Genomic DNA, 15,538 nt, shown 5'->3' with positions numbered 1-15,538 from the left:
GCACCCCTCAGGATGGCCGCGACACACGCCAACCGGAGACACGCCCTTGCCGCGACTGCTGCTTCTGCGCCATGCCAAATCCGACTGGAGCACGCCTGGGCTTCAGGATCATGACCGCCCGCTCAATGCACGGGGCGAGGATGCCGCACGGCGGATGGCGCGCTGGATTGCAGAAGAAGGCCTCAAGCCGGATCTCATTCTCTGTTCCACCGCCCTGCGCACCCGCATGACGCTGGCGGCCCTGCTGCCCGTACTAGGCCATGAGATGGAAATCCGCCTGACGCGCCGCATTTATGAGGCAAGCGAGAGCGATTACATCAGCTTCCTGCGGGATGAGGGCGGCGAGGCGGAAACCCTGATGCTGATCGCCCACAATCCGGCCACACATGACACGGCCTGCGAACTGGCCATTCCCGGCTCCGGTACCGGCTGGGCGGCGCTGGAAACCAAGTTCCCGACCGGCACCCTCGCGGTGCTGGAAAGCCCTTCCCCCTCCTGGTCCGGTCTGCTGCCGCTGAGCTGCACGCTGAAGCATTTCATCCAGCCGCGCCTTCTGCCGGAGTGATCCGCTCGCCGGCGCATTTGCGCAAGGGATCCGGCCTTCCCATATGAAGGCCGGAGACACAGGACAGACATGAAACTCTCTTCCCTTGCCGATGAGGCGCTTCTGGCGCTGGAGAACCTTGCCGAGAGCGCATCCGGTCTTGGCGTGCCCACCTTGCGGCTGGGCGTCACCGGCCTTGCAAGGGCCGGCAAGACCGTGTTCATCACCGCCCTCGTCCATAATCTGCTGCATGGCGGGCGCCTGCCGCTGTTCGATGCTGCAGCCGGGCGGCGCATCACCCGCGTGTCGCTGCAGCCGCAGCCGGACGATGCCGTGCCGCGCTTCGACTATGAGGCGCATGTGGACGCGCTGGTGAAGGAGCGGATCTGGCCCCAGTCAACCCGGCAGGTGTCGGAGCTGCGGCTCACCATCGAATATGAGTCCGCGTCCTTCATCACCCGCAAGCTCGGGCGCGGCAAGCTGCATCTCGACATCATCGACTATCCCGGCGAATGGCTGCTGGACCTGCCGCTGCTGACGAAGGACTACCGTCAGTTCAGTGCCGAAGCGATGACGCTGGCCCGCTCGCCTGCCCGTGCGTCCGTGGCCCTGCCTTATCTCTCGGAGCTGGCACGGCACGACCCGGCAGCCCCTGAAAGTGAAACGGATGCGCGGGCGCTGGCCAGGGCCTTTACCGCCTATCTCGCAGGCTGCCGGGCAGAAGAACACGCCCTCTCCATGCTGCCGCCGGGCCGCTTCCTGATGCCGGGCGACCTTGACGGCTCACCCGCCCTCACCTTCGCCCCGCTGGCCCTGCCGGAGAGCGGCGCAGCACCGGCAGGCTCACTCTGGGCCATGATGGAACGCCGCTACGAGGCCTACCGCAAGCATGTGGTGCGGCCCTTCTTCCGCGAGCACTTCGCACGGCTCGACCGGCAGATCGTGCTGGTGGATGCGCTGCAGGCACTCAATGCGGGGCCCGATGCCCTGCGCGATCTGGAGACGGCACTGGGGCAGGTTCTCACCTCCTTCCGTCCTGGCAAGGCAAGCTGGCTAGCCTCGATCCTCACCCGCCGGATCGACCGCATCCTCTTTGCCGCCACCAAGGCCGACCACCTGCACCGGGATGATCACGACCGGCTGGAAGCCATCCTGAAACGGCTGGTGACGCGGGGCATCGAGCATGCCGAATTCAGCGGCGCCGAGGTGGATGTGCTGGCGCTCGCCGCCGTCCGGGCGACCCGCGAGGCCACCGTGCGCCACGCCGGCGAAGAGCTTCCCGCCATCCTCGGCACCCCGCTTCCGGGCGAGCGCGTCAACGGTGACAGCTTCGATGGGAAAACCGAAATCGCCATGTTTCCCGGTGACTTACCATCAGATCCGGAATCACTTTTCCAATCGTTTGAATCAAAATCTGCGCGAGTTCAGAGCCTTGAATCTGAATCAGAACGTGAAGCGCATGCACGTCTTGAATCTTCGCATGAAGACGGCCTGCGCTTCGTGCGCTTCCGCCCCCCGCATCTGGAGCGGACTGCCGAAGGGCTGACGCTGTCCCTGCCCCACATCCGGCTGGACCGGGCGCTCAACTTCCTGATCGGAGACCGCATCGCATGAGCGAGGAGACCCGCAAGCCCCGCCGCCCCACGGCCTTCCGCCTTGATGACGAGCGGGTGCGCTTTGACGATGGCTCGCTCGGCGCGCCCTTGCGCAACGAGGCTCGCATCGTGCCCAGCGGCGAGCCGGAGGAAGATGCCCTTCTGCCCGCCGAACCACGCTCGGCCCCCTTGCGCTTTGGCCGCTGGCTGGCGGGCGGCCTTTTCGGCCTTGCCATGCTCGCCCTCGGCCTCTCGGTGGATGCCCTGATCCGTGACCTCTTCGCGCGCACGGACTGGCTGGGCTGGATGGGCCTTGCCCTCACCGTGCTGGCTGTTCTCGGTTTCCTCGGGCTGGCGGTCCGGGAGATCATGGGCCTGATGCGCCTGTCCCGCATCACCCATCTGCGGCAGGCGCTGGCCGATGCAGCAGAGGCCGATGACGCCAAGGCCGCCCGCGCCGCGCTGACAGATCTGATCGAACTCTACAAAGACCGGCCCGAGACTGCCCGTGGCCGCGCCGCGCTCAAGGCGCATATGGCCGAAGTCATCGACGGGCGCGATCTGGTGGTGCTGGCCGAACGCGAGATCCTGGCGCCGCTGGATGCTGCCGCCCGGCGCATCGTCAGTGACAGCGCCAAACGCGTCTCCGTCATCACCGCCGTCAGCCCGCGGGCCGCGCTTGATCTCGTCGTGGTGCTGTCGGAAAACATCCGCATCATCCGCCGCCTCTCCGCGCTTTATGGCGGGCGGCCCGGCACCGCCGGTTTCCTGCGCCTGGCCCGGCAGGTGGGCACGCATCTGGCCGTCACCGGCGGCATGGCGGCAGGCGACAGCCTCGTCTCGCAGGTGCTGGGCCATGGCCTCGCCGCCAAGCTCTCGGCGCGGCTGGGCGAAGGCGTCATCAACGGCCTGCTGACCGCCCGCATCGGCGTTGCGGCAACGGACGTTTGCCGCCCCGCCCCCTTCATCGGCCAGCGCGGCCCGCGCATTTCGGATTTCCTGTCCGAACTGACCCGCAGCAGCGCGGACCTGAAGGACGGCAAGACGGAATGAGCGGTTTGGCAACCCGTCCTTGAACGGACTTGCACTTTTCCCTTGATCCCGGTCAAGGCAGCACTTGATGTTTCTGTTAGCCTGCATCGGTTGAAATGGCTGAGGAGGCAAGCCCATGGACGATCGCACTGTAACCCGCAAGCCGCGCGGCACCCGCCCGGCACCTGCCGCGGATGCAGTTCTCCCGGTGACTGCAGACAGTGCTGAGGCCGAGGCAACGCCTTCCGGCGTTGCAGAGACACCGGCGGAAGCGGTGACGGCACCGCAGCCGGGCACCGAGCCTGTGGCAGCACCCGAAGCAGCCCCTGAACCGGCCATCGCTCCCGTTGCCGCCGCACCGCGCAAGACGCTCGCCGAAATGCGCCATGATCCGGCAGCCATTCATGAGCTGTTTGAAAGCGGCAAATACCCCTATGCCACGCCGATGCGCCGCGCCCCTTACGAGCAGCGCAAGGCAAAGCTTCAGGCCGAACTGCTGAAGGCGCAGCGCTGGATCAAGGAAACCGGCCAGCGTGTCGTCATCCTGTTCGAGGGCCGCGACGCCGCCGGCAAGGGCGGCACGATCAAGCGCTTCATGGAACACCTGAACCCGCGCGGCGCCACCGTCGTTGCCCTGCAGAAGCCGACCGAGCAGGAGGCCTCGCAATGGTATTTCCAGCGCTACATCAATCACCTGCCCTCCGGCGGCGAAATGGTGTTGTTCGACCGCTCCTGGTACAACCGGGCGGGCGTTGAACGCGTCATGGGCTTTTGCAGCGCCAGCCAGTATCTGGAATTCATGCGCCAGTGCCCGGAGATCGAGCGCATGATGGTGCGCGACGGCATCCGCCTGTTCAAATACTGGTTCTCCGTCAGCCGCGAAGAACAGCGCCGCCGCTTCATGGAGCGCCAGACCGATCCGCTGAAACAGTGGAAGCTCTCCCCCATCGACATTGCCTCGCTCGACAAGTGGGACGACTACACCGAGGCCAAGGAGGCGATGTTCTTCTACACCGACACCGCCGACGCGCCCTGGACCATCGTCAAGTCAGACGACAAGAAACGCGCCCGGCTCAATTGCATGGAGCATTTCCTCCACTCCCTGCCCTATCCGGACAAGGACACCCACCTCGTTGGCGTGCCGGACCCGCTGATCGTCGGCGCCGCCCATCACGTCATCAGCCACGACACCCACATTCTCGGCAAGACATTGCACCCGGAGATGAAGCCGGGCGGGTAATGCCAAGGCTTTCGATGCTGATGCATCGCGCCTTGAAATTGCTCAAGCGCCGCACGGGCTATGCCAAAAGCAATCTCGACAGGCGTGATGGACGGGCCTAACCTCCGGCCATGTTCATCACGTTCTTCTCAGAGCTGAAAAGCGCCGGGGTGCCGGTCTCCTTGCGGGAATATCTCGACCTGATGCGTGCGCTGGAGCTGGATCTGGCCGGGCGGCGGGTGGAGGATTTCTATTATCTCGCCCGCGCTGCGCTGGTGAAGGACGAGAGCAATCTCGACCGCTTCGACCGGATCTTCTCCCAAGTTTTCAAGGGCCTCGACCTCCTCTCCGATGCACCGCAGGCGGAGATCCCCGAGGAATGGCTGCGCAAGCTCGCCGAAAAGCACCTCACCGAAGAGGAAAAGGCGCTGATCGAAAGCCTTGGCGGCTTCGACAAGCTGATGGAAACACTGAAGCAGCGGCTGGAAGAGCAGAAGGAGCGCCATCAGGGCGGCAACAAGTGGATCGGCACGGCCGGCACCTCCCCCTTCGGCGCCTATGGCTACAATCCGGAAGGCATCCGCATCGGCCAGGCAGAAAGCCGCCACCGGCGCGCCGTCAAGGTCTGGGACAAGCGCGAGTTCAAGGACCTTGACGATACGGTTGAACTGGGCACCCGCAACATCAAGGTGGCGCTGAAACGCCTGCGCCGCTTCGCCCGCACGGGCGCGGCCGACGAGCTGGATCTCGACGGCACCATCCGCGCCACCGCCCACAAGGGTCTGCTCGACGTGAAGATGCGGCCCGAACGGCGCAACGCGGTGAAGGTGCTGCTGTTCTTCGACATCGGCGGCTCGATGGACGACCACATCCGCGTCTGCGAGGAGCTGTTTTCCGCTGCCCGGTCAGAATTCAAGGTGATGGAGCATTTCTACTTCCACAATTGCCTCTATGAGCATGTGTGGAAGGAAAACCGCCGCCGCCATTCCGAGCGCATGCCCACCATGGACGTGCTGCACAAGTACCCGGCGGACTACAAGGTGATCTTCGTCGGCGATGCCTCGATGAGCCCCTATGAAATCGCCTATCCGGGCGGGTCGGTGGAGCACTGGAACGAAGAGGCCGGCGCCGTCTGGATGCAGCGGATCACCAGCCTCTACAGCCGCGCCGCCTGGCTCAACCCGGTGCCGGAGGCCCACTGGGACTACACCCATTCCATCCGCATGATGCGCGAACTGATGGGCGGGCGCATGTATCCCATGACCCTCGAAGGCTTGACGGATGCCATGCGCGATCTGGCGCGGTAGGGGCGCCTTCCGGCAGACCCGGAAAACGCCCCATCACGGCTGAAACCTCACTTCTCCGGACGCAGCACCAGCACCGAGCAGGGAGCGTGGCGAACCACATGAGCGGCGTTGGAGCCGATGAGATAGGTGGCAAGGCCCGGACGGTGGGATTCCATCACGATGAGACCCGCCTTGATGAAGCGCGCTTCCTCGATGATCTCGTGATAGACGCTGCCGCTGCGCACCACGCCCGAGACGCGCCCGTCCGCCAGTCCCATGCCCTTGGCCAGGTCTTCCAGCATGGCACGGGTTTCGCCCATGGCCTTGCTCTCGAAATCTTCCGGCAGGTAGCTGGCAATGAAACCCTGCGTCTGCGCCAGAACCGCGACGAGACGGACCTTGCTGCCATAGTCATTGGCAAAGCGTGCTGCAGCCTCCAGGGCCGGGGCGGAAAACTTCGGTTCAGCCGGATCCACCGGGACCAGAATGGTGTCGAACATGGCACGTCTCCTCTTTGCATATCATTGAGCCAAGAGAAGCTTGCCTCCCGGCTCGACTTCCTGCGTTGAGAAAGATCAAGAATTTTTGCGGCTTTTCGATGAAATGCTGCCCGCAGACGGCAAAACCGGGCAAGCCGGCTCATTTTGCCGAATACATGGTTCCAGCCTTTGCTGACCTTGCGCAGAGGCGCCGGATCTGTGCCTTGTAAGAACCACTGCCCCGCCGCTGAAGACGGGCGCAAGATATCCTTCCCCTTCTGGCATGGCCGATCATGAGCTTCTTCACGAAAACCGCAGACCCGATGACCGCAACAGGCTGGCGCTCGCCGCTGATGCTGCTGATGCTCATGGCCGGGGCGATGCAGCTGTCCTTTGCCGGATGGTGGAACCTCGTCAACAACTTCGCCGTGCACGAGCTGGAATTCACCGGCCGCGAGATCGGCATCCAGCAGTCGATCCGCGAGATTCCCGGCTTTCTCGCTTTCACCGCCGTCTATCTGCTCCTGGTCATGCGCGAGCAGACGCTGGCCTATGTCTCCCTCGCCTTGCTCGGGCTCGGCGTCGCGGCGACGGGTTACTTCCCCTCAGCCATGGGCTTCTACCTGACAACCTTCATCATGTCGGTGGGCTTTCATTATTATGAGACCATGGCCCAGTCCCTGTCGCTGCAGTGGCTGCCCAAGGCAACGGCGGCAGCGGGGATGGGCAAGATCCTGGCCGTGGGTGCCTTCGCCCAGCTGATTGCCTATTCGCTGATCCTCGTGGGCTGGAAGGCGTTTGATCTCAGCTTCACCACCGTCTTTCTCATCTCCGGTCTCACCACCTTCGTGGCTCTGGCCGCGCTGCTCATCATCTTCCCGCGTTTCCGCGAAGGCGTGCCGCAGCACAAGAAGCTGGTGCTGCGCAAGCGCTACTGGCTTTATTACGCCCTCACCTTCATGGCCGGTGCGCGGCGGCAGATCTTCACGGTTTTTGCCGGTTTCCTGATGGTCGAGCGCTTCGGCTATGACGTGCATGAGGTGGCCGGTCTTTTCCTGATCAACGGCCTCATCAACATGCTGATTGCCCCGAAGATCGGATCGATGATCGTGCGCATCGGCGAGCGCCGGTCGCTGGCCATCGAATATTCCGGCCTCTTCTGCGTCTTTGTGGGCTATGCCTTCGTCACCAATGCCCATGCGGCTGCGGCGCTTTATGTGATCGATCACATGTTCTTCGCCATCGCCATTGCCATGCGCACCTATTTTCAGAAGATCGCCGACCCGGCCGACATCGCCCCCACCGCAGGCGTAGCCTTCACCATCAACCACATCGCCGCGGTTTTCATTCCGGTGGTCTTCGGCCTGCTCTGGCTGGTGTCTCCGGCGGCGGTGTTTCTGGCGGGCGCTGCCATGGCGCTCACCAGCCTCGCCCTCTCCCGCCTCATTCCGCTCAACCCGGACGCCGGCAACGAGGTCGACCTCCCCTGGCGGCGCACGCTGCGCCCGGCGGAGTGAGGACTGATTGGGGCCGGGAGCTGGTCACGAAGCCAAACCGTTCCCCCTCCATCGTCATCCCGGACGCAGCGAAGCGGAGATCCGGGACCGGTGAGCCGGGGCGACTGTTGATTGGAAGCGATGGCAGAGCCGAAATGCCTTGGCTCACCGGTCCCGGATCGCGCGGAGCGCGTCCGGGATGACGAAGGACAGGCTGAAGGACATAAACAAAACGGCAGGCCTCAGGCCTGCCGCTGCATCCCTGTTTCCGGGCAGGCCTCAGGCCTGCCGCAGCATCCTCGTTTCCGGGCAGGCCTCAGGCCTGCCGCTCCGGCACATGCACCACGATGCCGTCCAGCTCATCGCTCATCTTGATCTGGCAGGACAGGCGCGAGTTGGGCTTCACGTCATAGGCGAAATCCAGCATGTCCTCTTCCATCGGGTCCGGGGAACCGGCGCGGGCGGACCACTCCTCGTCCACATAGACATGGCACGTGGCGCAGGCGCAGGCGCCACCGCATTCGGCCTCGATGCCGGGGACCATGTGCTTGATGGCACTTTCCATGACGGTGGCGCCGCTTGAGGCCTCCACATCATGGCGGGCACCGTCAGCGGTGATGAATGTGATTTTCGGCATGATGATCGCGTCCATCCTGCGGGGGGAAGATTGATCCACACGACATAAAGGTTCGGACGCAAAGGTCAAGAACCGCACACGCGGCAAAAGGGCAGGATCAGCCCTCGATCAGTTCGCGGATGAAATCATTCGTCTCGCCCACGAGGCTGACGAGCGTCAGGAAGGCAGGGGAACTCCCCTCCCGCAGCTCCTCTTCCACCGTGTCGCAGACATCGGCCAGACGCAGCGCCCCGATGCCGCGCGCCGAACCCTTGAGACTGTGCACCAGATCGGCTTGGTGCTGGCGGTCATCGGCGGCGGAGAGTTCGCTGATCAGCGTCTTCGAGCGGGCAAGGAAAAGCTTGAGAACCTCCTGCTGGAGTTCCCGATTGCCAAGGGTGTTCGTTGCAAGCTGCGCAAGATCGATCGGGGCATGCCCCCCGTGACGGACAAAGCGGTCCGTGCTGCCCTTGCTGGCCATATTCGCCATCCCAGCCACCCCGTTACTCATGAACACAGGCCGGGGCTCGGCCCGGCTTCCTCAGGTTTTGTTACCCGAATGAATGCCCGCCTGTCCGCAAAGGTGAGGTTAAGATCCCCAGCTCAAACCGTTGCCAATCCGCCTCTCCGCGCAACAAAGTGAATCTTTGGTTAACGTGCATAAAGGAATTTTAGACATTCGCGCAGGCAAGCCTCCTCCAGCCCGCCCTCCGGACGCGCAGCTGCCGTGAAATGGCAGGCGCTGCTGCCCTGCAGGGGCTATTTCCCGGAAGCGGCGAGGACGGCCTTGCGTCCTGCCTCCGTCAGGCGGCAGACGAGCCAGTCCGGCTTGATTGGGTTGGAAAACCAAGGCTCTGCCCAGCCTGCGGCCATGCAGGCGCGGATCGTGGCAGGGGGAATTGTGCGCCCCTCATCGTCAAAAAGTGGAAGTTTTCCACCGGCCTGCGCCAAGCCTCTGGCAAGCCACTTGAGCTGTGCCGCAGAGGGCTTTTTCGCACCAGCTGCCTCAGGTCCGGCGCTGTCTGCGGGCCCGCCTGAGGACGATCTTACGTTGCGTTGACTCATGGCTTCACCACCTCCGGCAGGCTGACTCACAATGGCGTTTCTTGTTCCTTAACGCAGATTGTGCCATTACGTTGTCTGATGCGGCAAGATGGGGAAAAGGCCGCCTGACTCAGCGTCAGGCAGCCGATGCGGCGGCACCCTATCCTGTCATGTCCAAGCGGCGGACGGTTTCTGCGTCAGAATCGAGGCGGAGGCAGACCCGGAACGGCGCGGGAAAAAGTGCTCGGTGGCTCAGGCCTCCGATTTGTAATGAGTTCGGATGTGAGGCGATCCAGATGGCAAATCCCCCGAAGGTGAAAGACCCGGCGGAAGCGGCACTGTCGGCAGTTGAAGAGGCGCTGAAGCTCGACTTCGGCGGCCCCGCAACGGCAGCGGGCAGCGAAGACGGGGCCCGTGCGGCCCTTGGCGAAGCGGCACGCGCGGAAAGACCGGGCAGCGGATCTGCTGATGCAGCAGACAGCGCGGCGTCCAGCGAAGGGCGCCGGGGCCGGGGACGCGGCGGACGCCCGCCTGCGGCCAATGACGACCGCCGCACCATCGGCAACCTGATCTTCGCCCTGCAGCGCCGGCCGTCGGCTGCCCCCTTCTGGGTGGCGCTGGTGCTGAGCGTGGTCTGGGGAGCCATCGGGTCGATCCTCACCATCTCCAGCTTCGGCACGCAGATCGAAGCCCTGTCCAGCGGCGCGGGCCTCTCCGCAGCCCCCGGCCTGGTGCTTGCCGGCGTTGCTATCGCCGTACCGGTCCTGTTCTTCTGGGTCATGGCCATGATGATCTGGCGTGCGCAGGAAATGCGCATCGTCGCCCGTGGCATGACGGAAGTGGCCCTGCGCCTCGCAGAGCCGGAAGACATGGCCAAGGAATCGGTTCTGTCCGTCGGTCAGGCCATCCGCCGCGAAGTCGCTGCGATGGGCGACGGCATCGAGCGGGCCATTGCCCGCGCCAGCGAGCTGGAAGTCCTCGTCCATAACGAAGTCTCCTCGCTCGAGCGCTCCTATAACGACAATGAGCTGAAGATCCGCGCCCTCATCGAGGAACTGGTCAGCCAGCGCGAGGCCATCCTCGCCAATGCCGACCGGGTGCGTGATTCCATTTCCGGCGCTCACGAGAGCTTTGCCGGCCAGCTGTCCGCCACATCGGAAGAAATTGCCCGCACCGTCGAGACGGCCACCTCCCGTCTGGTGGGCGCCGTGGAAGACCGCATCAACGAGCTGACCAGCTCCGTCGACAGCCGTATCGACGCGCTCAGCTCCTCGCTCAATGCCTCCGGTTCCGAACTGGTCGACGCCCTCACCGACCGCGCCGGCGACTATGTGGCCCGCCTCACCTCTTCGGGCAGCGAACTGGTCGACAACCTGTCGCGCACCGGCAATGACATGTGGGAGACGCTGACCACCCGCGGCAAGGAGGTCAACGACCGCTTTGCCGAGACGGCCAGCAACTTCGTCGAGACGCTGGATGTGCGCGGCGGCGAAATCACCACCACCCTCACCCTGCGCACGCAGGAATTCACTGAGGCGCTGGAGCGTACCGGCTCGTCTGTTGGCGAGACCATTGCCCTGCGCGGTGACGAGATCAACGCAACCCTGTCCCTCACCTCGGGCCGCCTGATCGACACCATCTCTGCCCGTACCGACGAGCTGATCACCACCGTCGACACCCGCGTGTCGCAGCTGGATGCTTCGCTCAGCGACACCGGCGAGCGCGTGGTCAGCAGCATCACCGAGCGTGGCCAGGCCGTTACCGACGCCATCTCCTTCAAGGGCGCCGAGATCGTCGAAACCCTCGCAGAGCGCAGCTCCGAGGTCGCAGAGATCCTGCGCGGCACCGGCGAATCCATCGTTGTGGACCTGTCCCTGCGCGGCGGCGAAATCGCCTCCAAGCTCGATGCAACCTCCTCCAGCCTCGCCGAGACCATCACCGGCCGCGGCGGCGATCTGGCGGACCGCCTTGGCTCCATCTGCGAGCGCATCGAGACGGCCATCACCGTGCATGGCGCCGAACTCGACACCCGCCTTGGCGCCCGCGGCACCGAAATGGCCCTGCTCATCGAGAGCCAGACCATCGGCTTCCGCGAGACGCTGCAGGCAGCATCCTCCGAAATCTCCAGCTCGCTCGGCCAGCGCACTACGGAACTTGCCCAGAAGCTGGCCGAAACCGGCACCGAACTCGCCCGCCTCATCGGCACCCGCGGCGAGCGCGTCAGCGCCGACATCGGCTCCGTGGGCGACCGCATCGCCGAGACCATGGAACTGCGCGGCCAGGCCCTGCAGGAAGGTCTTGCGACCCACCTCACCGAGCTGGAAAAGATCGTCACCGAGCGTGGCTCGCAGCTGGTCGAAAGCTTCGACAGCCGCTCCACCGTGCTGGCGCAGACGCTCGACAGCCGTTTGGAAACCCTCGACCAGACCTTCGAGCACCGCGTTGGCGGGCTCGATCTGGCACTCGACAGCCGCATCAGCCGCATCGACCAGACCTTCGATGCACGCATCGGCGGGCTGGAGACGACCCTCAGCGACAACATCAACCGCTTTGACCAGACCTTCGAGGCCCGGGCCAGCAGCCTTGACGCTGCCCTCGACAGCCGCCTTGGCCGTCTGGACCAGACCTTCGACAGCCGCATCACCACGCTGGACACGGCGCTGGGTGACAGCATCCACCGTCTGGACCAGACCTTCGAAATCCGCGCCAGCGGCCTTGATGCCTCGCTCGACAGCCGCATCAACAGCCTGGATCTGACGCTGGAGCAGCGCACCGCTGCCTTCGAGGCGGCGCTGGAAACCCGCACGGTCATGCTGTCCGACGCGATCAGCACCCGCACGGAACTGCTCAGCGAGACGCTGGAACAGAAGTCGCGCACCATTGCCGACGTTCTGGCCGACCGCTCCGACGCAATCACCTTCGAGCTGGCACGGCGCGTGGAAACGGCTGGCGAATCCCTCGCCGACAAGGCCGACACCGTGGGCCGCCTCATCGGCGAGCGCGTGGATCAGGCTGCCGAAGCCATCTCCGAGAAGGCCGATCATCTCGCCCAGAGCATGATTGCCGGCACCGAGCGGATCGATCAGACCCTCGACAGCCGTGCCCGCCAGATCAGCGAAACCCTGATTGCCCGCACCCGCGAGATCGCCAAGGCCTTCGTCGACGGCCAGACCGAGATGGCGCAGGCACTCGACAGCCGTCTGGACGAGGCAGGCTCCGTTCTGGCCCGCCAGAGCGCGGAACTGACCGAGTCCCTCTCCGAGCGGATTGCGGAAATCAACGTATCGCTGGGCGCCAAGGTGTTCGAAGTGGCCGAAACCCTCGACAGCCGCGCCAGCCAGCTGGAATCGGTGCTCACCGACCGCCTGTCCTCCATCACCGGCACCCTGTCGTCGGAGACCGAGCGCGCCCGTGTGGTTCTGACCGAAGCCATGCAGGACGCCACCTCGACGCTGAGCGGCGAGAGCACCCGTGTCCGCGAGATGGTGCTCGACGCCGTCACGCAGGCCGCTTCCGCCCTCTCCGAAGAGCGCAGCCGTACCGTCGAGACGGTCAGCACGACCTTCTCCGACGTCACCGGCAAGCTTTCGGGTGAAGGCGACCGCCTGCGCCAGCTGGTGCTGGGCGCCGTGGGCGAAGCACGCGGCGTGCTGGTGGGCGAAAGCCAGAAGGCAGCCGAAACCGTTACCAGCGCCATGGCACTGGCCACCGGTTCGCTGTCGGGCGAAGGCGAGCGCATCCGCGACATGGTTCTGACCGCAGTTGGCGAAGTGCGCGGCGTGCTGGAAGGCGAAAGCCAGAAGGCAGCAGAGAGCGTCACCGGCGCCATGACCGTTGCCACAGGCTCCCTCTCCGGCGAAGGCGAGCGCATCCGCAACATGGTGCTCAGCGCCGTTGCAGAAGCTGCCCGTTCCATGGCCGTGGAAAGCGAGAAGGCCCGCACGCTCTACGTCAGCACGCTGGCCGAGTTCTCCGGTTCGCTCACCGGCGAAAGCGACAAGGTGCGCGGCGATCTCGCCCGCACGATCGCGGAGATCTCCGGCAACCTCAACGCCGAGAGCGAGCACGCCCGCGTCACCCTCACCCGCACCGTGGAAGAGATGCGCAATCTCATCTCCGGCGAGGCGGATTCGGTGCGCAGCCGCGTCAGCGGCGCCGTGCAGCAGGCCGCCGAGTTGCTGTCGCAGCGCGGCCATGCCGTTGCACAGGAAATGCTCGAAAAGGCCGCAGCCCTCAACGAGGCCTTCTCCTCGCAGAGCGCCGAGTTCACCAAGCTGGTGGGCGAAGACGGCAACCAGCTGGTTGCTGCCATCGAAACACGCGCCAATGAACTCACCGGCCGTGTGTCCGAGATCCACCGTGCCATCCTTGACGCCATCTCCGTCAAGGGCCGCGACGTCACCGAGAGCTTCGCGCAGCGCGGCCTCGAGGCGACCCGTTCGCTGGTGGAAGCAGGCGACCGCATCATCAACGGCCTCGACGAGCGCAGCAACCGTGCCGTCAACGTGCTGGAAGAGACCAAGCTGCGCCTGGAAGCCGACGTGTCGGCCATCCTGGACCGCCTGGACACCTCGAACAGCACGCTGCATCAGGTGATGACCGATGCCGGCCAGAACCTGTCGGACGTGGAAACGAACCTTGCCCGCCGGGCCAGCGAGTTCCGCTCCGCCGTGGACCGTGCCGTCGCAGAAACCAGCTCCTCCACCGGCCTCATAGATGGCCAGGTCGGCGCGCTGCGGGATATCTCGACCACGGTTCTGGCTGACATCAAGGCCCTGTCGACCCGCTTCGACCAGCAGAGCCAGGATCTCATCAGCGCGGCCCGTCACCTTGAGGAGACGAACCGTCTGGTCGAGGGCCGCGTGGCCGAGCGCAAGACCGCCATTGAACAGGTGGCCGACACGCTGCTGGCCAAGACCGAAACGGTCGACACGCTGATGCGCACCTTTACCAGCACGCTGACGGAGACGCTGGACTCGGCCGATGACCGGGCCCGCGAAGCCGCCACCATGCTCTCGGCCGCTGCCGAGGCTGCCTCGCGTCAGGTGGCTGAGCAGTTCGAATCCATGCGCCTCACCGCAGGCATGGAAGGCCAGCGCGCCCGCGATGCCATCCGCGCCGTGCAGGACGAGATCATGAAGGAAATGAGCCGCACCGTGACGGAAGCACAGGAGCGGTTCGGCGAAGCGGCAACCCGCATGCGGGACGTTGCCCGCGAAGTGCACCGCGAGCTGGAGGCCACCCGTCAGGAGCTGAAGCAGGGCGTTCTCAACCTGCCGGAAGAGGCGGAAGAGTCGTCTGCCGCCCTGCGCAAGGTCGTCAACGAGCAGATCCGCGCACTCAGCGAGCTGTCGGACATCGTTGCCCGCCAGTCCAACGCGCTGGATATCTCCCGCCCGCAGGAGCGTGCCGTTGCAGCCAGCGCAGCCCCGGCTGCCAGCTACAGCGCCCCGAGCCGTCCGGCCGCCCCTGCCCCGCGCAGCGAGCCGGAACCGCGGCCTGCCGCAACCCGCCGCCCGGCAGCAGCCCCTGCTCCCGAGCAGGCGCCGGAAGCTGGAAGCGGCAAGGGCTGGGTGAGCGATCTGCTGCGCCGCGCCTCACGCGATGAAGACACCAGCGGCAAGGCAACCCGCACGCCGCTGCACATGGTCGAAAGCCTGAACTCGCTGTCCATGGACATCGCCCGGGCCATCGACCATGAGACCTTCATCGACCTGTGGGACCGCTACAAGCGCGGCGAGCGGCATGTCTTCACCCGCCGTCTCTACACCCTGCAGGGTCAGCAGACCTTTGATGAGATCCGCCAGAAATACGGCCGCGATCCGGAATTCCGCACGGCGGTTGACCGGTACATCGCCGATTTCGAGCAGCTTCTCACCCAGGTCTCGCGCAATGACCGTGACAACATGCTGGGTCAGACCTACCTGACCTCGGACACGGGCAAGGTCTACACCATGCTGGCCCACGCCAGCGGCCGTCTGGACTGAACCAGTCTGACCTGAAACAAACAAAGCCCGCCGGAGCGATCCGGCGGGTTTTGTTGTTTAGGGCCTATGAGCACCCAGACGCAGCAGAGCGGGATCCGGCCGAAGGTTGCAGGACCAACAGGCAGGAAATCCCTGACAGGTCCCGGCACAAGGCCGGGACCTGTCAGGTGGGCACTGCTTCCTGCTCTTGCCACAACCTTTGAGCCAAGGTCCGCTCGTTCGCAGAGCGGTGAGGTTGAG

Annotated in this window: 10 protein-coding genes; 7 read left to right on the top strand and 3 right to left on the bottom strand. The window is 64.9% G+C overall.

All coding sequences use genetic code 11. The features are described 5' to 3' along the window. The first annotated feature begins 46 nt into the window (after nucleotides 1-46). From IF10I1_RS07150 to IF10I1_RS07130, 5 genes are all read left to right on the top strand, one after another. A complete protein-coding gene (locus IF10I1_RS07150; RefSeq protein ID WP_186392010.1) occupies nucleotides 47-565 on the top strand; it encodes a histidine phosphatase family protein in 519 nt (172 codons plus the stop codon). A gap of 69 nt (nucleotides 566-634) precedes the next feature. Further along, nucleotides 635-2,158, top strand: a complete 1,524-nt coding sequence (locus IF10I1_RS07145; RefSeq protein WP_186392011.1) for a YcjX family protein — start codon at nucleotides 635-637, stop codon at nucleotides 2,156-2,158. After that, on the top strand, nucleotides 2,155-3,192 hold the full coding sequence (locus IF10I1_RS07140; protein WP_186392012.1) for a YcjF family protein: 1,038 nt from the start codon (nucleotides 2,155-2,157) through the stop codon (nucleotides 3,190-3,192). Before IF10I1_RS07145 ends, IF10I1_RS07140 begins: the two co-directional genes overlap by 4 nt. Before the next feature lie 115 nt (nucleotides 3,193-3,307). After that, complete coding sequence (gene ppk2 / locus IF10I1_RS07135; protein WP_186392013.1) at nucleotides 3,308-4,411, top strand: polyphosphate kinase 2; 1,104 nt, start codon at nucleotides 3,308-3,310, stop codon at nucleotides 4,409-4,411. A 110-nt stretch (nucleotides 4,412-4,521) separates the two neighbouring features. After that, the gene (locus IF10I1_RS07130; RefSeq protein WP_094463943.1) at nucleotides 4,522-5,697 is read left to right on the top strand and encodes a VWA domain-containing protein; all 1,176 of its coding nucleotides are present in this window, start codon (nucleotides 4,522-4,524) and stop codon (nucleotides 5,695-5,697) included. A 47-nt stretch (nucleotides 5,698-5,744) separates the two neighbouring features. Here the strand turns inward: IF10I1_RS07130 and IF10I1_RS07125 are convergent, their stop codons facing one another. Further along, entirely contained in the window at nucleotides 5,745-6,176 is a 432-nt protein-coding gene (locus IF10I1_RS07125; RefSeq protein WP_019964534.1) for a universal stress protein, read from the bottom strand. A gap of 272 nt (nucleotides 6,177-6,448) precedes the next feature. Here IF10I1_RS07125 and IF10I1_RS07120 point away from each other — a divergent pair, with 272 nt between their 5' ends. Continuing rightward, nucleotides 6,449-7,672 (top strand): MFS transporter, encoded by a 1,224-nt coding sequence (locus IF10I1_RS07120; RefSeq protein WP_050472571.1) that lies wholly within the window; start codon nucleotides 6,449-6,451, stop codon nucleotides 7,670-7,672. 295 nt (nucleotides 7,673-7,967) lie between these two features. Here IF10I1_RS07120 and IF10I1_RS07115 read toward each other — a convergent pair whose 3' ends face one another. Next, nucleotides 7,968-8,288 (bottom strand): 2Fe-2S iron-sulfur cluster-binding protein, encoded by a 321-nt coding sequence (locus tag IF10I1_RS07115; protein WP_026355705.1) that lies wholly within the window; start codon nucleotides 8,286-8,288, stop codon nucleotides 7,968-7,970. Nucleotides 8,289-8,385: 97 nt separating this feature from the next. Next, nucleotides 8,386-8,757 (bottom strand): Hpt domain-containing protein, encoded by a 372-nt coding sequence (locus IF10I1_RS07110; RefSeq protein ID WP_019964530.1) that lies wholly within the window; start codon nucleotides 8,755-8,757, stop codon nucleotides 8,386-8,388. A gap of 850 nt (nucleotides 8,758-9,607) precedes the next feature. Here IF10I1_RS07110 and IF10I1_RS07105 point away from each other — a divergent pair. Further along, nucleotides 9,608-15,298 (top strand): antitoxin, encoded by a 5,691-nt coding sequence (locus IF10I1_RS07105; protein ID WP_186424413.1) that lies wholly within the window; start codon nucleotides 9,608-9,610, stop codon nucleotides 15,296-15,298. Nucleotides 15,299-15,538: the final 240 nt, after the last annotated feature.

The organism is Pannonibacter sp. I15F10I1 (genome assembly GCF_900185665.1).
Lineage (GTDB): Bacteria > Pseudomonadota > Alphaproteobacteria > Rhizobiales > Stappiaceae > Pannonibacter > Pannonibacter indicus.
This window is presented reverse-complemented; position numbering and strand designations above follow the sequence as displayed.